This window comes from Bacillus sp. CPT56D-587-MTF (assembly GCF_058792335.1).
In genome coordinates, this window is record NZ_JBYTEF010000002.1 from 241,980 (window position 1) to 260,945 (window position 18,966).

Below are 18,966 nucleotides of genomic sequence, written 5' to 3' on the forward strand. Positions count from 1 at the left end.
GTTAGAGTTTATTTCGCATGCGGATTTTTAAGAACAATCAATCTGTTGAACAGTTTATAACCCTTTTGAAGGGAATTTCAGTTTATTTGTTCTCTTAAGTTGATGGGCATGGGGTAAAACCAGCAACTCCGAGTAAAACGGACATTTTTGAAAAGTCAGCCTTTATATCATTATGTAAACAAAACAGAAGGGATTCATATGAATTTAATAATAGAAACTCAAGGTATATAAGAGTCAGTAGTAAAAAACAAAATGAAGGATTGGGTAAATCATTTAACAAACTATTTTTTGAAGGAGATTTGGCACTTTTGAAATTGTTCGTAGCCCCCCTTGTCATTTGATTTTCTAAGGTTAAAATAGTTGGTGGCAGAAGTCCGTCCCTGTAAACTAAATGTTTCTCATTCTGCTTTGGTAATGCAGAACCCTTATTTATGTAGGGAGTGGAGCGAATAGATTTTCTCCTTTGTATAACAAGAACAAATCCATTTTTTCTGGTTTATATAATGTCGTGTTTGATACCTCTTTTAAAGACATCGTCAGGTTCTCATGTATAATTCTCCTTGATTTAACATAATAGTCAGTCAATCCAAAACGGAATCCTATCTTTTTTATTTTAATAATTGAGCACGTTTTACTGGATCTTTATAATCTTCTACTGACATTTTTACAGCTGGTTTATTTGGATCATCTGGTGTAAATGTTACTTCACCTTTTGTATGATAACCCGCTACACCAGAAAAGCTCATTGGTACCTTTACAAATACTCTTTTATTTATGTCGTCTAATTTTATATAAGATGGTAGACTAATAGATGGATCCTTAGCAAGTCCTTTCTTAATAAAATCATATAAACTCATCACGCCTAATGTTGACGTTTGATTTATATAATCAGCTTGTCCAATTCTCGATGTAACTTCGGTATACCCATCGTATGCTCCTGAATATTCTTGATTAAATATCGCAATATTCATTTCTGTTGTTCCATGTGGTGCGGCCTTTATATCTTGAGATGGGAACGTGTCTGTTGTTGTTTTAGTATATGTATTACCAGTTGTATGAGTATAAGACGTATCAACTTCCATTTTAAGTGTGACATTACCCTCTGCTACAAAAGGTATCCCTACTGATACTTTTGTCTCGGCACCAATCTTCAATGCTACACCTTCTGCATTTGTTTCTGTAAATGAATGCGTATTCGTTATTGCTTGACTATCTGTTTTTAATACTTGATCTACATCTGTAGTATTATGCAAGGTTCCTACACTTACAAATGTAGGCTTTCCATCTCCCACAGTAGTTGCGGTTAAATTAATGTCACCTGAATCTAAATTAGTATAGTTACCATCAAGATCTATGCTGCTAGCACCTGTATAAATTTGCTTGACGGGATCCGCAAGTGCAGGTGATATTTTTTCATCTAACCACTGTTTAAAACTATCTTTAGAAAATTGACTAGTTTCTTCATAATTTGTTGGTGCTGCAGCAAAAGCATTCACAGGTGCTGCAATAACTGGCGCACTAAGCATACATGCTAATGGTACAGCAGCTAATAACTTTTTATATTTAGTTATTTTCATCATACACCTCTCCCACTTGTTAAGTTTATTTGATGTTTCAACTTCTATAGTAGCAGATAAAAATAATAAAACCTGTATAAAAAATTCCGTAACTACTCAGCTTCTTCAAATAAAAAAACAGGCCAAATACATGTTTCCGATTCGAAAACATGAAAAGAAAATACTCCAATCAGAGAAAGAATCTATGCCAAATAGAGAAATTCTCTTATGAAGTCGTGTTATTCCAAGGAACCGTTCTAGTTTCTATGACTTGGTTTATCGCTTGTAAGACCGATTGTTTTTGTTTTTTCATGGTACTCATAAAGCTTCGTATCTGACAAAAAGATTCTGCGCCTTTCTTACTTCGGAAAGTCCCAGACACTTTCTGTTTTACTTTCGTCATCCGAATATCCCGTTCTGCTTGATTGTTATCAAATGGAATGGCTGGATGTTCTAAAAACCCTAGAATTCTGTCAGAATACTTGACGAAGCGATTCCATAAATTTTGAGAAGGCGTCTGCTTTCCTTTCTTCTTTTGTTTCGTGGAAAGAATCTGTTGTTCTTTCAATATGGATTGATACATAATAAACAGATTCTTTTGCGTCGCTTTTGGCATGGTACCTTCGGATTGCTTTTTCATCGTCAACGCTTGCGTTAGAAATTTCTGCATCTGTTGTGCCCATTGTTCTCCAGTACTATCTATAATTCCTTGTAAATCTCGTAAGAGATGGGCATTACATAAAACGTGACGACAATCTGTATACGCATCATACGATTTCCAACCATCATGCATCGCAATTCCAGAAAAAGATGGCAAGATTTCTCCAGCATCCATTGCTTCTTTTCCACGTTTTTGATGAATATGTTGCAATGTCACCTCCGGTGTACTGGCAGTATGTAACCATTGTGTTTTGTTTTCTACACGCATACCAGTTTCATCAAAATGGACAACAGGAGACTGCAGAATCTTTTCCTTTACTTCTTTTATGAATGGCTGCAATTGAGAAGCGAAAGCCTGTGTATGATTTACCAGGGTTCCTTCGCTTATAGAATGTCCAAAACAATCCTGAAAGAATTCTTTTGTTCGCTTCAAAGAAATGCATTGATAATGCGTTAAATAGGGAATCAGTCTTTTTATATTTGGACCATATTGAACAGGACGAGATACTGTCGAAGGAAATTGGGCTTCTTGGATAGAATGGCAATGTGGGCATTCTTTCTGTTCTACTTTATGTTCTGTCACTTCGATCTGAATAGGTGGTAAGTCATACACTTGGCGAATGCGATACCCTTTTACAGGCTCGTGGTTCAAGGAAGTATGACAACAAGTACAATATGTAGGAGAATGTGTAATCGTATGATCTGGAGTCGCTGTCAAACCAAGAGTATGTCCCTTGTGGCCCAACTGGCCACCCGTTTGACGATGAGACGGTTTGCGCAAACTTTTTGTAACGGGCTTACCCAAACCATCTGTAGAAGGTGGCTTATGACTATTTTTGGAGTTTTTTTTGAAGCATTTTCTAGTTCTTGTATACGTTTTTCTAACTTAGAAAATGTTTCTTCAAATAAAGAAATAACAGCTTCAGGTCCTTTTTTATATGTATCTAAAATAATTTTTCGATCGACCATAAGATGCACCTCCCCTGTTTGATATACTCAGTATTTACAAATGGGAGGCATATGAAACTAGTAAAATTTAAAAAAGACACCGAAAGGTGGCTGAGTAGTTACAAAATTCCTTTATAAAAGCTCTTTTTATTTGAAAAGGATGTAAAATTTCAAGACATTACGATAGCTTAAAGAAAACCAACAGTACTAGCTAATGGATACTAAAAGAATGCCTTTCTTGAGCGATTTTGCTTTAAAATATCTCATGTATCACGTTCCCTCATGCATTTCTCCTACAGCTTAGCTTCATTTGAAAACTTTACAACAGAACTCTTTTTTCTTTAATATGGAAATACTAAACAACAGGAAACGTACATTTTTATATTTGTTAATATAAAATCACAACATATATAATCAGTATATCAACAATTTTTCTAAATATATTAGTTCAGGAGGAATATCTATGCAAATGTATAAAAAATTAGCAACCTTAGCACCAATGGCTGCGTTAGGTACATCTCTTTTATTATCTCCTTCCATGACCTTTGCTGCCGAGAAACATGAGCCAATTAAAACTGTACAAACACAAAATCAATTATCCGCAGCTGTTGAATTTGGTGGAGACACATTAGAAGTACCTCCACATAGTCAATTAACTATCACTTATAAAACAGATACCGGAATAGAACTTTCACAATTCCAATATAACAATGATACTGACTCTGCAAAATCTGTTACACATGATGTTGTAATTAGTCAAAATTTATAATTAATAAAATGTAATACAAATGATTGTAAAAAACCATTGTTTTTGAAGTGAACCCTGAAAACGGGACACCTATCAAAACACCTAAACCACTTGTTCCCTAAATTCTTTAGGGGATAGGTGGTTTAATTTTTCTTGAATTCGCACACAATTGTAGTAATGAATGTATTCTAGCACAATCTTTCGCACAGTTGTGTTGGATACTTTTGTTATCTCTTGTGAATAGAAGGCTTCACTTTTCAAATGACCAAAGAAGCTTTCCATGACGGCATTATCATGGCAATTTCCTCTCCGGGACATGCTGGTGATAAGGTTCTGGTGCAAAAAAGTTAGGTTAATTGCAAGTAATCTTCTAATTTGGGACATACGGATACGATTACTCTACAAAAGGGATGTGATCAGTATGAAAAAGGACAATTTGTTTAAATGGAAGCATTACCAACCAGATATAATTTTATTAACTGTACGTTGGTACCTACGGTACAATCTAAGTTTTCGAGATTTGGTGGAAATGATGGAAGAAAGAGGATTATCCTTAGCACATACAACGATTATGCGCTGGGTCCATCAATACGGACCGGAACTGGATAAACGTATCCGATGTCATCTGAAACAAACAAATGATTCATGGCGAGTGGATGAAACGTATATAAAAGTAAAAGGGCAATGGATGTATTTATACCGTGCGGTTGATTCTGAAGGAAATACGATTGACTTCAATCTTAGTAAAACTAGAAATCATAAGGCTGCAAAGCGATTCTTTAAGAAAGCTTTGCAATCTTTTCATGCCTCAAAACCTCGTACAATTACAATTGATAAAAATCCTGCTTATCCAGTTGCTATCACCAAATTAAAGAACGAGAAAAAAGTGCCGTTAGGCACTCAAATTCGGCAGATAAAATATCTAAATAACGTAGTGGAGCAAGACCATCGCTTCATTAAAAAACGTGTACGCTCTATGTTAGGTTTTAAATCTTTTGGCACAGCTACATGTATGCTTGCGGGAGTAGAAGCCATGCACATGATAAAAAAAGAACAGGTGGATTTACAGAATCAGTCTGTTCGCAATCAAAAAGAATTTATTCATCAATTATTTGGATTCACAGCGTAAAGAATGATTCCAGTAGGAATCCTCATTATTTTTTGGGAATGTATCCTTTATTTGCACCAGAACCCAAAGACGAAGTCTTGAACCAGACTCCGTCGTTTCAGCGTACAATGAACTACAAAAATTAGTCGCAGTTGCTTAAATACAACATCCAATTTGTAACCCATTCTCTATTTTTTTAACTTCGCAACAAAACCTTTCAAACTTTACAAATACATACACTAATATTATGATTGATTATATTTTAATGGTGCATGAAGATTAAGGAGGAAACGCCATCATGGATAATATGTTAAAAGCAATCATGGAAAAACTTGAAAAGATTGATAATAGATTTAATACGATGGATACAAAACTTGATAAAATGGATAATAGGCTAGAACGTTTAGAAGCGAAAGTCGATGATGTTTTAGTTGAAGCTAGAAAGTTTCATGGTGTGGCTAGTGAAGAATTTGATAAGCTTAAAAATGATACTGAGGTAATAAAAGAACAAACTGAGAATCAAACATCTAGCATTGAATATCTAGCTGGAATCACTGGACTACATGCAATGAAGTTAAATAGAAAAGATAAAAATTAAGGGGATTTTTAAAATGTACTCTATAGAATAGACACTTGAAAAAAGTCTATCCTATAGGGTATTTCTTGTATAATAAAAGAAAAATTGAGATCGGAGAATGTTAAAAATGACAAAAAAGCTATTTAGAGAAAGAGAAATTCAAATTCTATCAAATAACCTATACGTAAAATCTGTAAGTCAGAAAGGTATCACTTATACAGAGGAATTTAAGCATATTTTTATTGAGGAAAATGAAAAAGGAAAGCTACCTCGAAATATTTTTGAAGAATGTGGTTTTGATATAGATATGATTGGAATGAAACGGGTTATGTCATCGGGAAGTAGATGGCGTGCTGCTTATAGAAAAAATGGTGTATTGGGTTTAAGGGATACACGTATTGAAAACACTGGAAGAACTCTTGAGAGAGAGCTTACGTTAGAAGAAAAGTATGCCCGTTTAGAAGCCGAACGAAACTTACTAAAGGCGGAAAACGAATTGCTAAAAAAAATCAAACTTATGGAAGGGAGGAGGAGAAGGAAATAACACTACCACCTAGTCAAAAATTCATCTTGATTCGTTCTGTCATCATGAAATACAACTTAAGGAATATGGTCAGTTATTTGTGTAAAGTAGCCGGTGTATCCCGTTCGGGATACTATAAATACTTTTCAATTTCAGCTCAAGAACAACGGAAACAAAAGAGTGATCGAGATGAAATCTTGAAGGAAACCATATTAAAAGCACTTCGATTTAGAAATAGAAAGAAGGGGGCTCGTCAGATAAAGATGACATTAGAGCTCGTAACGACAACTCTCCATAAACTAAACAGGAATCCGCGGATTCGATTGACTGAAGGTGCTTATATTCATTCAGATCAAGGAGCCCACTACACAAGCCCTACCTATCAGAAGCTAGTCAAAAAGCTAAACCTTGGACAATCCATGTCAAGAAGAGGAAACTGTTGGGATAACGCCCCACAAGAATCGTTTTTTGGTCATCTGAAAGATGAAGCCCATATAAAACCTTGCGCGTCCTTTAATGAATTGAAACAAGAGATTAAGAAATATATGACGTATTATAATCATTATAGATACCAATGGAATTTAAAAAAGATGACTCCTGTTGGATACAGAAATCATCTTCTTGATGTTGCCTAACTTTTTTCAAAATGTCCTTTACGAAGGGTACAGATTATTTTTTAGTCTTCTTTTTTTATCCCTAAAATTAGTATTGGGGGTTTTTTGCTCATCCCCTCCAAAAGGTACATTAAGGATTTATTCCATAAAAGGAAATGTCTCTGAATCCGTCTGCCCTACTCGATTCAGAGACATTTTAGTGATTATCTTCGTAAGGATATTTAATATGTCTGAAAATGAATCGAAACCATTTATACTATATACAAACAAAAGAGAAGTCAAATTCCAGACTTCTCTTTTTCGACGTACAAGGAATTATAAAAGTTATTCAGTCAGAATCGCTTAAACTATTTGTGTTTTTTCAAACCTTGCAAAGTAACCACAGATTCAATCACACCATATCAAGAATATTTACCATATGACTTTCCCTAAAATATGATCTATTGGAATTGGTCCAATTTCTCTGCTATCTTTACTATTGTTACGATTATCTCCCATTACAAAAATATGATTTGGAGAAACGACCCATTGGTCCTTTATAAGAGCATTCATCGGTTCTTTTATATAAGGTTCCTTTATTTTTTTGTGATTTCGATACACATAGCCATCTTTAATTTCAATGCTGTCGCCGGGTTTTCCTATGACACGTTTTACATATATGCTTTTATTTGTATCCCCTGTAAACATAGCGATTAAGCCAATATCAAGAATTTGATTTTGAAGGGTTTCTGCTTTTCCTAATTGACTATCAATTATAACGATGTCGTTATAATCAGGTTCTGCTGAAAAAGTATGTACGATCTTTGACACAAATAGTAATTCTTGATTGGAAAGCGTTGGGTCCATAGAATGTCCTTCCACTCTATACGTTTGAAAAATAAACATATTGATAACCACAGTAAAAATAAAAGCTACTATTAAAATGCCAAACCAACGGCCAAATTTTTTCATGTAAGAACTATCCTTTCTTTTGCTGTATAATTCATACTGTTTTGTCATCTAAAAAAACAATAATGTGAGGAAAAGTATCTTTGTTCACATTATAGCTACATATGTGCTTATGACAAGGATCTTATAGCGTGAGGTACAATATAAGATCCTTGCTATTCAGAAATATGCGCGTTACTTATATCACAATCCTGGCGTGATTGGATACTTTACTAGATTACCACAATAGAAGCTACTATATACAACATTTTAATACCTTTACCAAATTGTTCTGGTGCAAAGAAGATTGGATAGAAATGAAGACACCAAATTACCTAAGGGAATTCAGTGTTATGCGAAGAATTCAAATAAAGTTGTAAATATGAATGGATTCTAAATCCAGTTTATACTCGAATACAACAGAAAATATGCTGTACAAGATTCACATCATCAATGATTGTTTTTAGAGAACATCCACTCCCTAAAAAGAATAAAATATATCCGATTAAAATACTTTTTACTATAAGCCCAAGATATATTTAGAATTTCTTTCATAAGAATACCTCCATCAACGGTATATTGCTATGTGAGTTGCATTTACTAAAATTGATGCACAAAGTGCTTAAGCTGATGTGGGGACAGATAGTTAACAGGGGTATTTGCTAAGTACTGTTGTTATATAGATAGTCAGAAAGATGGATTGGCTTTTCAAGGTGCCAATCCATTTTTGTATTTAATAAAAGGAGTCTTCGTATTTTATAGCCAACAGTATTAGTCAGTTGCTGTTTTTTTATTATTTTTCTTGATTCATATAGGTTTGTACGACATGTAATAAAAATTCTTCTTGCTTCATGCCAGCATCGGCGGCCATTTGAATTACTTTTTGTTTAAATTCATGAGTAGCATGAAAACTTAGTGCTTCTATATTACTTTTAAAGTAAACCCCTTCTACATGTGGAAGAATCATGCCAGAATTCATATGTGCATGTAAATACTTAAGCTCTTCTTGGAATTGCAAGGGGTCTACTTGTAAAACAAAAGGTTTAATTTCTAATTTGATAGTATCTGGTGTAATATTTAATCGCATATTTGTGGCACCAAGTTTTTTATAAAATAAGTTAATTAAATTATAAGTGATGGAATTAAATAATTGCGGCTTTTTAAATGTAAAAGATAAATATCCTCGCTTCGTAATTACGGTTTGTTTCGGGAGAATTTCGAAGGAGTACTCATGTTCTTTATAAGTGGATAGAGGAAAAACCTCTTCATCCTCTGTGAGAATTTTACCATCATTACCATTGATTTCTATTACCCTAGCTGTTTTTTCGGTATGTATATGTCTTAATAATTGATATAAATATATATCTTTATCGTAAATTTTAGTAAGGAATGTTTTTCGTTCTTTTGTTTTAACTTTTTCATAATCAAGCATAAAAATTTCTAGTTCCTCTTCATCAATTAGATATACTTGTTTTCCACGTTTTTCTATCATTTTCGCAGGTAATTTTCCGGATTTGATGTAGGTAAAGATAGTGGAAGGTGCTACATTAAGAATTTCAGCTGCTTCGGTTGTACTAAGCCCCTTAAGCTCTGCTGTATTTTTTAGGCGTTCAATATCTCCCAAATAGAAAATCTTACTACCAAATTGTTTCCAATTATCTTTATATACACATTCTATTAATCCATCTTTTTCTTTTTTTAATATGGTCTGTACAGTTACTCCTAATAAGTCTGCTGCCTCTTTTGTTGTCACAGTAGGTTTTGTAATGAACAATAAATCTTCTGTCATAAAAGACCTCCTTAATTGTTGTTTAATAATGGATACATTTTATATATATTATATCAAAAATTTATTTGTATTTAAAACTTTAAAAAATCTTTTTATAAAATAAATAACTATTTACAAGTTATAAATAGTTAAGATTATCTTCCTATCTTAATTATATTTATATGTGGAGTTAATAATATGATTGCTGTAAAAATATAATCATTAATTACATATAGATATATATTTACTAATAAATTATAAAAAAATATAAGTATAAGATAATGGAGAAGAATGTAGGATTCTTACAGAAAGAATAGTAAATATCATTTGTATAAATGATAGAAGTAAAATAAAATAATGAGTATAGGTAATAAACTAAATTACGTTTATAATCTTTAGTAAGAGAGGCGAATTTAACATATGAATAATACAAATGAAAAAGACAATTTATTTATTATAAACAATCAAAGTAATTATATTGATAGATATATAGAAAATATAAGAGATATCATTCCATTTTTACATAACAAGGGTTATATAGATAAAGTAGAAGAGAAGATGGAAGTTGCAGAGAAAGAGGGAAAGAGTAAATATACGTATGTAAGTGACCTGGAAGTGATTTATCATTTCGTACATTTACAAAAAGATATGGATGAGAAGAAGAATAGGAAAGAGGATACAAAAAAGAGTTATATATCTGAAATCCTGTCGTTTTGTCAGTGCATGGTTCAGCATGCAGAAGAATTCGAATTAGATGGGGAAGAGGTACAGAAAACAGACTCTTTATTAAAAACATTACAGCCTTGGCATATTCGTAAGTACAATACATGGTTGAAGCAGGTAAAGAATGGTCGAAACGGTAACACCTATGCGGTCGCAACATTTGCAAAGAAAGCAGTGCTTATCCGTTCTTTTCTAAAACACCTTCATATATTTTCTTATATTGCAAAACCACTTCATGAAGAACTACAGCGTGCAAATGTAAATGAACAAGATCGACCAAACCGAGATTTATCTTATGATGAAGTTGTGAAAATTTTAGGATTTTATAAAGAGAGAGGGCATGTAATTAACTATACAATTTTATTGGCTCTCGCAAGTACTGGTGCAAGAATTCAAGAATTGTGCAACGCGAAAGTGAAAGATTTACATTATGACGGAAAGTACTGGTTAAAAGTCACTGGAAAAGGGGATAAAGTGCGTGAACTTTTCATTTCGGAACATTTATATCAGTGTATTTGTGAAATGAGGCGGAGAAGAGGGTTCCACACTGTATTGGATAGAGGAGATGAAAGGTCCTTATTTATAAATCAAAGGGGGAAGTCTTATAATTCGAAAACGTTATCAAATCAGGTAACAGATATGATCAAAAAGACAAACCTAGAGTTTCTACTGTATCGTGAAAATCCTGTAACGGCGCATACATTCCGTCATGCTTTTGCAATTATGGCAGTGGAACAAGGGCAGGCAGATCTGTATCATTTAATGCAAACGTTGGGGCATGAAAATATCCAAACCACAAAAATTTATTTAGAGAAATATATGAAACGGAAAAATAATGTGGGCGCTTCATTTGCAGATATGTTGCAATGAAAAATAAATCAAACGGACATTATGAGGGATAGATAGTATCTCATTTCTCATTTTAGCTAAGTAGACGCCTTACCGGGACCCATCCTTCTAAGGAGTAGATGTGGCTTCTGATAAGGGAGAGTAGGCAGCTATTTTGTATACAATTACTTCCTATCTTTATGGAGTAGTGAAGTATTATAGTTTCAACTTATGTATATTCTGGAGATGATTTCTACTATCTGCCTGCTACTCAAACTCTTTTTAATAATAAAATCTATGTCGTTGAGCAAAAACATCTTGTTATTAAGATAGTGCTAGAAGTTCAATTTTTCGTGTTATTTGTGAGTCCTATAAAAAAATATAGGAAAAGCTAAAAAAAGACTTTGTCAAAGGTTTATTTTTGTCTCTTCGTCCTCTTCTTTGATTAGTATAATTAGAAAATAATCAATCTTTCATGAGAAAGAGTCCCAGAATACTTTGCATCTTTGATTACAGCCGAAAATGCGCCCCTCTTTAATATTTTTGAATTTCCTGTATCACAATATTTTTTAATCATTATATTTTCCATAAAAAAGGTTGTGTGAAAATGAAACAAAATTTGTAACTACTCAGCTTCTTCAAATAAAAAAACAGGCCAAATACATGTTTCCGATTCGAAAACATGAAAAGAAAATACTCCAATCAGAGAAAGAATCTATGCCAAATAGAGAAATTCTCTTATGAAGTCGTGTTATTCCAAGGAACCGTTCTAGTTTCTATGACTTGGTTTATCGCTTGTAAGACCGATTGTTTTTGTTTTTTCATGGTACTCATAAAGCTTCGTATCTGACAAAAAGATTCTGCGCCTTTCTTACTTCGGAAAGTCCCAGACACTTTCTGTTTTACTTTCGTCATCCGAATATCCCGTTCTGCTTGATTGTTATCAAATGGAATGGCTGGATGTTCTAAAAACCCTAGAATTCTGTCAGAATACTTGACGAAGCGATTCCATAAATTTTGAGAAGGCGTCTGCTTTCCTTTCTTCTTTTGTTTCGTGGAAAGAATCTGTTGTTCTTTCAATATGGATTGATACATAATAAACAGATTCTTTTGCGTCGCTTTTGGCATGGTACCTTCGGATTGCTTTTTCATCGTCAACGCTTGCGTTAGAAATTTCTGCATCTGTTGTGCCCATTGTTCTCCAGTACTATCTATAATTCCTTGTAAATCTCGTAAGAGATGGGCATTACATAAAACGTGACGACAATCTGTATACGCATCATACGATTTCCAACCATCATGCATCGCAATTCCAGAAAAAGATGGCAAGATTTCTCCAGCATCCATTGCTTCTTTTCCACGTTTTTGATGAATATGTTGCAATGTCACCTCCGGTGTACTGGCAGTATGTAACCATTGTGTTTTGTTTTCTACACGCATACCAGTTTCATCAAAATGGACAACAGGAGACTGCAGAATCTTTTCCTTTACTTCTTTTATGAATGGCTGCAATTGAGAAGCGAAAGCCTGTGTATGATTTACCAGGGTTCCTTCGCTTATAGAATGTCCAAAACAATCCTGAAAGAATTCTTTTGTTCGCTTCAAAGAAATGCATTGATAATGCGTTAAATAGGGAATCAGTCTTTTTATATTTGGACCATATTGAACAGGACGAGATACTGTCGAAGGAAATTGGGCTTCTTGGATAGAATGGCAATGTGGGCATTCTTTCTGTTCTACTTTATGTTCTGTCACTTCGATCTGAATAGGTGGTAAGTCATACACTTGGCGAATGCGATACCCTTTTACAGGCTCGTGGTTCAAGGAAGTATGACAACAAGTACAATATGTAGGAGAATGTGTAATCGTATGATCTGGAGTCGCTGTCAAACCAAGAGTATGTCCCTTGTGGCCCAACTGGCCACCCGTTTGACGATGAGACGGTTTGCGCAAACTTTTTGTAACGGGCTTACCCAAACCATCTGTAGAAGGTGGCTTATGACTATTTTTGGAGTTTTTTTTTGAAGCATTTTCTAGTTCTTGTATACGTTTTTCTAACTTAGAAAATGTTTCTTCAAATAAAGAAATAACAGCTTCAGGTCCTTTTTTATATGTATCTAAAATAATTTTTCGATCGACCATAAGATTCACCTCCCCTGTTTGATATACTCAGTATTTACAAATGGGAGGCATATGAAACTAGTAAAATTTAAAAAAGACACCGAAAGGTGGCTGAGTAGTTACCAAAATTTTTTTACAAGCAAGTATACCTCTCAATTTTCTTGCATTGGTTCTAAATGTGAAGACAATTGTTGTCAGGGGGATTGGGGTGTTTTTATAAGCAAAGAAGAATATGAAGGATATCAAAAGTTGGATAGTGAAAACGCAACTAATCTTTTACAATATATGGAGAAAAATGATAACGCTATATCAAATGGTGCGTATGCGACAATACAATTTAATTCTGCGGGGAGATGTTCATTTTTAACCGAGGAAAAATTGTGCCAAATCCAATTAGATCATGGACTGCATACGTTATGCGATACCTGTAAAATATATCCTCGAGTCATACAGAAAGTCCAGCATAGCTACTATGAAACATGTCATCTTTCTTGTCCTGAGGTAGCACGGTTAGTTTTGTTGGCTAACACGCCATTTGATTGGATTACATCGATAGATAGCAATCTGAAGACCACGTTTGTAGGATCATCTGATATTGACAGAAATCTAAATTATGTAAAAAAAATGCATAAACATATCACATATTTTCTCACACAAAAGGAATATGCGTTAACGCAACGAATTCGGTTAATTGGGATATTTGTGAACAGATTTTGTCATGCACTTCAAAATAACATAGGTACGAATAAAGCCATGAAATTAGCACAAAAACAAATAAACATCGACTTGAAAAACAAAAACGAAAATACGTTCGACCTTAAGATATCTCTGCTGTTACATGTTATTCTAAAAATAGAAAATGCTTTGCAGTCACATGATGTTTCACCACGGTTTGAAGAATGTTTACAACTTTTTAAAGAAGGTATGAAAATCAAACAAGGGGAGACCGTTAATCAAACTGACTTCCTACAAATATATAAACATAATTATGATGCGTATTACCAACCATTTTTTACAAAACATGAACAGATGTTAGAAAATTATTGTTCTTATTATTTTCAACACCAGCTCTTTCCATATGATGGTAATATACTTGCGAGAAATTTTTTAATATTTAACATAGAATTTTCAATTTTAAAACTTATTCTAGTAGGTATCTCTGCGTCACATATAGGATTAAATGAGGATATTATCATTCAATTATTCCAAAGTTATTCTAAAATTTTTCAACATTATCCCGGATATAAAATTGAATGTATTAATAAATTACATGATGAACTATTAAATTATACGACAGACTATTCGCGAATACTTAATATCTTGATTAGCGAATAAATGTGGATGTAAAAAAAGATGTCTGTAGGCATCTTTTTTCTTTCATTTCTCGATAGAAAGTTAATAAGTTAGATTTTTTCAAAAGTAATCGCATGAGTTGTGGAAACAGATAAAAGTCAAGTCGACTTCGGCGTGATACTTTCTAAATGTAACGGTGTAAAAGTTAACTTATCCTTTTTAACAACATGTAAAGTGATGCCATTACTGAGAGTGTCTATCTTCAATATAGGTAAATTTTATTATATAAAATTTACCTCAGGCTGTGGAGAAAGTCTTCTCCACAGCCTGTTTTTGTGTCTGAACCTCTTTTTATGTGTCAACACTGATAAAAAAGAGGAAAAGGAGAGATTTTTTATGATGGGTGCTTTAAAAAATCATCGTGATGAGCGTGTATCTGTTTCTGTAGAAGAGTTGGTTCCACAAGATCATTTCCTTCGTGCAATTGAAGCGACAATTAGTTTTGATTTTATTGAAGAGAAGTTACGCCCTTATTACTGTGAAAACAATGGACGCCCGTCCATTCATCCTATTGTTTTATTTAAGATGATGTTTATTGGATATTTTTACGGTATTCGTTCTGAGCGTCAATTGGAAAAGGAAATTAAAACGAATATTGCCTACCGTTGGTTTTTAGGGTTTTCTCTATCGGATACTATTCCGGATCACTCTACAATCAGTTGGAATCGTCGTACTCGTTTTATTCATACAAATATTTTCGAAGAAATTTTTGATGAGATTGTGAGACAAGCGACGGAGCACCGGATGGTAGGAGGACGTGCACTGATGACAGATTCTACACATATTAAGGCCAATGCCAATAAAAATAAATTTGTACATAAATATAAAAAAGAAAAAGCAAAGTTTTATATAGACGAGCTAGAAGCTGCGGTAATCGAAGATCGTGAGGTACATGGAAAAAAGAATTAAAACCTAGAAAGGAAAGTGATACCCCTACCAAAAAAACTCGTATAAGTACAACGGATCCAGATAGTGGATTTTTAATGAGAGATGGAAAACCAAATGGTTTTCATTTCTTGGATCATCGTACGACTGATGCGAAGTACAATATTATTACAGATACCTATGTAACGGCTGGAAATATGGCAGATTCCGAGCCGTATTTAGCACGCCTCCAAGCTCAGATTGATAAATTCGACTTCAAAGTAGAAGCTGTTGCCCTTGATGCTGGCTATTTTACAGGATATATCTGTAAGAAACTATCAGAACGGAATATATTTATGGTGATGGGGTATCGCCGATTTGGAAAACGGAATAAAGAAGTACCGAAAAGCCAATTTAAATATGTAGAAGAAATGAATGTTTTCGCTTGTCCGATGGGATGTATTCTAGAATATGTAACAACTGATCGTGAAGGATACCGTCAATACAAATCGAATCCAGAAGACTGCGCTGTTTGTCCGTTACGTGAGGTGTGCTTTTCAAAGAAACAAAAACAAAAAGTTATCACTCATCATGTGTGGGAGAAATATAAGGATATTGCTAGAAAAAACAAGCTAACAGCTACAGGGAAAAGGTTGTATAAAGTACGCTGTTCCACTATAGAGCGAAGCTTTGCAGACGCCAAAGAACTACATGGCTACCGCTATGCCCGGTTTCGAGGGCTGAAGTCTGTCCAAATGCAAGCTTATCTCACCGCAGCTTGTCAAAACATGAAAAAAATAGCCCTCCACCTGACCCTTTTTGGTCAGGTGGAGGGCTATTTTTTAAAATTCTATTATTTTATGTTGTTTTTATTCGCTAAAATCAAAAAAGATTCCAGAGTGTTGGGAACCCTAAAGGGTTTCTCAACACTCTGAGGTAAATTTTATTATATAAAATTTACCTATTGTTTTTCTTTTATAATGAAATTACAGGGTAGACATAAGTAGGTTGTAGGTGAGGAGTGGGAGAATGCGTGAAAGTTTTCACAGTCTTTTTCGAAGGAGAAAGCTATCGCCTTTAGGCATGGGATGAAAGAGAGGTTGGATACAGAGTGCTACTAAAAACCATAAGAAGTCAACACGTTTAAAAGTTCGTGCCGTATTAACCGACCAATTGCGATTTATTGAAGTATAAGTTAGGCAGATTTCATATCATAATGAAATCTGGTAAATGGATTGCTCAAATTTCTGTCACAATTCCTATAATAGAAAAAGCAGGAGCAAAAATTTTTGGAGTAGACTTAGGTCTCAAACTGCCTGCGGTAGCCATCATAGATGATGATACAGTTCGTTTCTTTGGAAACAGTAGGAGAAATACATACAGGAAACATATCATGTATGATACATGAGTAACGATAAAAATAGTGAAAAATATATAATTGGTTACACTAAAAAAATGGACTATTTCTGCATGAAAATAAAATGGATCGTAGGGAAGATAAAATATGCAAAAAACAATCTTAATTGTAGAGGATGAAGACATTTTACGTGAAATAATGAAAGATTATCTACTGAACGAAGGATGCAACGTTTTAGAGGCGATGAATGGGAAAGAAGCACTATGTATATTTGAAGAAAATGAGGTGCATTTAATCATTTTAGATATTATGTTACCGGAATTAAATGGTTGGGCGGTCTGTCGGCGAATTCGTAAGAAATCTAATGTACCAATTATTATGTTAACGGCGCGGGTGGACGAGGATGACATTTTACTCGGGTTTGAACTAGGAGCGGATGATTATGTTACAAAGCCATATAGTCCTCCTATTTTATTAGCAAGAGTAAAACAATTAATTCAGAAAGGCTATGCTTCTACTGTCGATGTGTCTACTGAAGACAAATTAACTAGTTTAACTAGCAATGATATCCATGTCCATTTATCTTCTCGTGTAGTTACTGTATATGAAGAAAACATAACGCTGACACATACCGAATTTGAAATATTAGCGTATTTAATGCAAAATCAAGGGATTGTAATTTCAAGAGAACAATTAATTACTAAAATTTGGGGCTATGAATTTACAGGGGATGACCGCACTGTTAATAGTCACATACGTAATTTGCGTCATAAATTAGGAAGAAAAGCAAACTGTATTGTAACTGTCGTACGAGCGGGTTATAAGTTTGAGGGACAAGTATGAAAAAAGGAATTGTATTAAAATTATTTATATTAACAACAGTATTATGCACTCTTATTTTAGTCATTATTTTTATTGGGCAAACCATATTTTTTAAGCAATACTACGCGAACCGAAAAATCAATGATATTAAAACAAATATTCAATCCTTTGAAAAAGCATATGTAAAAGCTGGAGATGACGAGAAAATAATCCAAGAATTAGAACAGACGTTTTATCGAGATAATGGGACATGGATCACAACGTTAGATAATGTGGGCAATATAAAATATGCAAATGATTTTTCTTTAGAAATTCAATTAGATCCTAATGAAAATAAGACTTTTTCAGAGCATATCATTCAAATTCCATTGTATAGCTTTGTACATATAGAAGATATACAACGAATAAAATATAGGTTAGAACAGGGATATCATATTATTATCGATGGGGTACAAAGAGGGGATATTGTTGTCCCTGCAATTTTAACAATGACAAATGAGAATGTCGGGCTGGAAAATGAGCAATTATCAGAAAGGCTATATGGAAAAAAAAACATATCTTCAACAGAAGGCTCACAATTATATTTAGCAGGAAGCATTAAAAATGTACGATTACCAGTGGCTACCGCAGGGACTAACTCTATTTATGGAAATTGTGTGCTTTATAGATAGAATAAAACAATTTCAAGCCGATCTAATATTAAATCAAACACCGAAAAATAGTAATTCTACAAAAATAATGGATTATGAAGAAAATGATATTAAATATAAATTATTAATCAAACCAACAAAAGATACAACTGGGAAGACAAATTATATATTCACTATGACATCATTGCAGCCAGTGGATGAAGCTGTGCAAATGATAAAGGATTATTATATATATTTAATTATCTTTGTATTGATTTTAATCATTTTGATATCGTTCTATTACTCAAAAAAAATCGCCAAACCATTATTACAAATAAATGATACGACAAAAAAATTGCTGGTTTAGATTTCTCAGAGACAATACCTATTACTACAAATAATGAAATAGGTGATTTATCACAAAATATTAATACGCTTTCTAAAACTTTGCATTCGTATATTAATCAATTACAACAAGATATAGAGAAAGAAAAACAATTAGAAAATACACGTAAAGAATTTATCTCGGGTGTGTCGCATGAATTAAAAACACCTTTAAGTATTATGAAGAGCTGTATTTCCATTTTGGCGGATGGTGTTGCGAGTAATAAAAAAGATTATTACTTTAAAGCAATGTCAAAAGAAATAGATAAAATGGATATGCTCATTATTGATATATTGGAGTTAGCAAAATTCGAGTCTGGTATATATAAAATGAAAATGGACGTTTTCCATGTTGATGAGATGATTGATTATATATGTGAGCAATTAACGTCAGATATAACAGCTAAGCGATTATATGTCCATAAACAGCTTTCAAAAATTGAAGTGAGTAGACCT

The 18,966-nt window shown here is 33.6% G+C and carries 10 protein-coding genes and 7 pseudogenes; 11 read left to right on the plus strand and 6 right to left on the minus strand.

Annotated elements, in window-relative coordinates; genetic code table 11:
- Nucleotides 1-608 precede the first annotated feature (608 nt).
- Both AC3WVZ_RS30530 and tnpC (AC3WVZ_RS30535) read right to left on the minus strand, forming a co-directional pair.
- A complete protein-coding gene (locus AC3WVZ_RS30530) occupies nt 609-1,580 on the minus strand; it encodes an ETX/MTX2 family pore-forming toxin (protein WP_233936644.1) in 972 nt (323 codons plus the stop codon).
- Between the two features lie 202 nt (nt 1,581-1,782).
- Nucleotides 1,783-3,185, minus strand: a pseudogene (tnpC, locus tag AC3WVZ_RS30535) (IS66 family transposase).
- 442 nt (nt 3,186-3,627) lie between these two features.
- Here tnpC (AC3WVZ_RS30535) and AC3WVZ_RS30540 point away from each other — a divergent pair.
- The gene (locus AC3WVZ_RS30540; RefSeq protein ID WP_233936646.1) at nt 3,628-3,933 is read left to right on the plus strand and encodes a hypothetical protein; all 306 of its coding nucleotides are present in this window, start codon (nt 3,628-3,630) and stop codon (nt 3,931-3,933) included.
- 81 nt (nt 3,934-4,014) lie between these two features.
- Here the strand turns inward: AC3WVZ_RS30540 and AC3WVZ_RS30545 are convergent.
- Nucleotides 4,015-4,242: pseudogene (locus AC3WVZ_RS30545) on the minus strand (IS3 family transposase); the annotation flags it as partial.
- 91 nt (nt 4,243-4,333) lie between these two features.
- Here AC3WVZ_RS30545 and AC3WVZ_RS30550 point away from each other — a divergent pair.
- The 4 genes and pseudogenes from AC3WVZ_RS30550 to AC3WVZ_RS30565 all read left to right on the plus strand — a co-directional run.
- Complete coding sequence (locus AC3WVZ_RS30550; protein ID WP_233936647.1) at nt 4,334-5,041, plus strand: IS6 family transposase; 708 nt, start codon at nt 4,334-4,336, stop codon at nt 5,039-5,041.
- Between the two features lie 277 nt (nt 5,042-5,318).
- Nucleotides 5,319-5,618: a hypothetical protein gene (locus AC3WVZ_RS30555; protein WP_233936648.1), complete on the plus strand. Its 300-nt coding sequence runs from the start codon at nt 5,319-5,321 to the stop codon at nt 5,616-5,618.
- A gap of 97 nt (nt 5,619-5,715) precedes the next feature.
- A pseudogene (locus AC3WVZ_RS30560) lies at nt 5,716-6,755 on the plus strand (IS3 family transposase).
- Between the two features lie 219 nt (nt 6,756-6,974).
- Nucleotides 6,975-7,055 (plus strand): annotated as a pseudogene (locus AC3WVZ_RS30565) (IS6 family transposase); the annotation flags it as partial.
- A gap of 90 nt (nt 7,056-7,145) precedes the next feature.
- Here AC3WVZ_RS30565 and lepB read toward each other — a convergent pair.
- Together lepB and AC3WVZ_RS30575 are read right to left on the minus strand one after the other, a co-directional pair.
- Complete coding sequence (lepB, locus tag AC3WVZ_RS30570) at nt 7,146-7,685, minus strand: signal peptidase I (protein ID WP_233936650.1); 540 nt, start codon at nt 7,683-7,685, stop codon at nt 7,146-7,148.
- A gap of 769 nt (nt 7,686-8,454) precedes the next feature.
- On the minus strand, nt 8,455-9,450 hold the full coding sequence (locus AC3WVZ_RS30575; protein WP_233936653.1) for a helix-turn-helix domain-containing protein: 996 nt from the start codon (nt 9,448-9,450) through the stop codon (nt 8,455-8,457).
- 399 nt (nt 9,451-9,849) lie between these two features.
- Between AC3WVZ_RS30575 and AC3WVZ_RS30580 the strand changes: the two genes are divergently transcribed.
- Nucleotides 9,850-11,022: a tyrosine-type recombinase/integrase gene (locus tag AC3WVZ_RS30580; protein WP_233936655.1), complete on the plus strand. Its 1,173-nt coding sequence runs from the start codon at nt 9,850-9,852 to the stop codon at nt 11,020-11,022.
- Nucleotides 11,023-11,718: 696 nt separating this feature from the next.
- On the opposite strand, the gene tnpC (AC3WVZ_RS30585) is transcribed toward AC3WVZ_RS30580, so the two are convergent.
- Nucleotides 11,719-13,122 (minus strand): IS66 family transposase, encoded by a 1,404-nt coding sequence (gene tnpC / locus AC3WVZ_RS30585; protein ID WP_233935200.1) that lies wholly within the window; start codon nt 13,120-13,122, stop codon nt 11,719-11,721.
- Nucleotides 13,123-13,173: 51 nt separating this feature from the next.
- On the opposite strand from tnpC (AC3WVZ_RS30585), the gene fliB reads away from it, so the two are divergent.
- The 5 genes and pseudogenes from fliB to AC3WVZ_RS30610 all read left to right on the plus strand — a co-directional run.
- Nucleotides 13,174-14,436 (plus strand): flagellin lysine-N-methylase, encoded by a 1,263-nt coding sequence (gene fliB, locus AC3WVZ_RS30590; protein ID WP_233936657.1) that lies wholly within the window; start codon nt 13,174-13,176, stop codon nt 14,434-14,436.
- A gap of 354 nt (nt 14,437-14,790) precedes the next feature.
- A pseudogene (locus AC3WVZ_RS30595) lies at nt 14,791-16,160 on the plus strand (IS1182-like element ISBth7 family transposase); the annotation flags it as partial.
- Between the two features lie 289 nt (nt 16,161-16,449).
- A pseudogene (locus tag AC3WVZ_RS30600) lies at nt 16,450-16,705 on the plus strand (RNA-guided endonuclease TnpB family protein); the annotation flags it as partial.
- Between the two features lie 117 nt (nt 16,706-16,822).
- Nucleotides 16,823-17,518, plus strand: a complete 696-nt coding sequence (locus AC3WVZ_RS30605) for a response regulator transcription factor (RefSeq protein ID WP_233936658.1) — start codon at nt 16,823-16,825, stop codon at nt 17,516-17,518.
- A pseudogene (locus tag AC3WVZ_RS30610) lies at nt 17,515-18,957 on the plus strand (histidine kinase dimerization/phospho-acceptor domain-containing protein); the annotation flags it as partial. The gene AC3WVZ_RS30605 and the pseudogene AC3WVZ_RS30610, both read left to right, overlap by 4 nt.
- Nucleotides 18,958-18,966 lie beyond the last annotated feature (9 nt).

Coding starts and splice junctions, on each gene's coding strand:
- AC3WVZ_RS30530 (WP_233936644.1), bottom strand. CDS start 1,580: ATGATGAAAATAACTAAATATAAAAAGTTATTAGCTGCTGTACCATTA.
- AC3WVZ_RS30540 (WP_233936646.1), top strand. CDS start 3,628: ATGCAAATGTATAAAAAATTAGCAACCTTAGCACCAATGGCTGCGTTA.
- AC3WVZ_RS30550 (WP_233936647.1), top strand. CDS start 4,334: ATGAAAAAGGACAATTTGTTTAAATGGAAGCATTACCAACCAGATATA.
- AC3WVZ_RS30555 (WP_233936648.1), top strand. CDS start 5,319: ATGGATAATATGTTAAAAGCAATCATGGAAAAACTTGAAAAGATTGAT.
- lepB (WP_233936650.1), bottom strand. CDS start 7,685: ATGAAAAAATTTGGCCGTTGGTTTGGCATTTTAATAGTAGCTTTTATT.
- AC3WVZ_RS30575 (WP_233936653.1), bottom strand. CDS start 9,450: ATGACAGAAGATTTATTGTTCATTACAAAACCTACTGTGACAACAAAA.
- AC3WVZ_RS30580 (WP_233936655.1), top strand. CDS start 9,850: ATGAATAATACAAATGAAAAAGACAATTTATTTATTATAAACAATCAA.
- tnpC (WP_233935200.1), bottom strand. CDS start 13,122: ATGGTCGATCGAAAAATTATTTTAGATACATATAAAAAAGGACCTGAA.
- fliB (WP_233936657.1), top strand. CDS start 13,174: ATGAAACTAGTAAAATTTAAAAAAGACACCGAAAGGTGGCTGAGTAGT.
- AC3WVZ_RS30605 (WP_233936658.1), top strand. CDS start 16,823: ATGCAAAAAACAATCTTAATTGTAGAGGATGAAGACATTTTACGTGAA.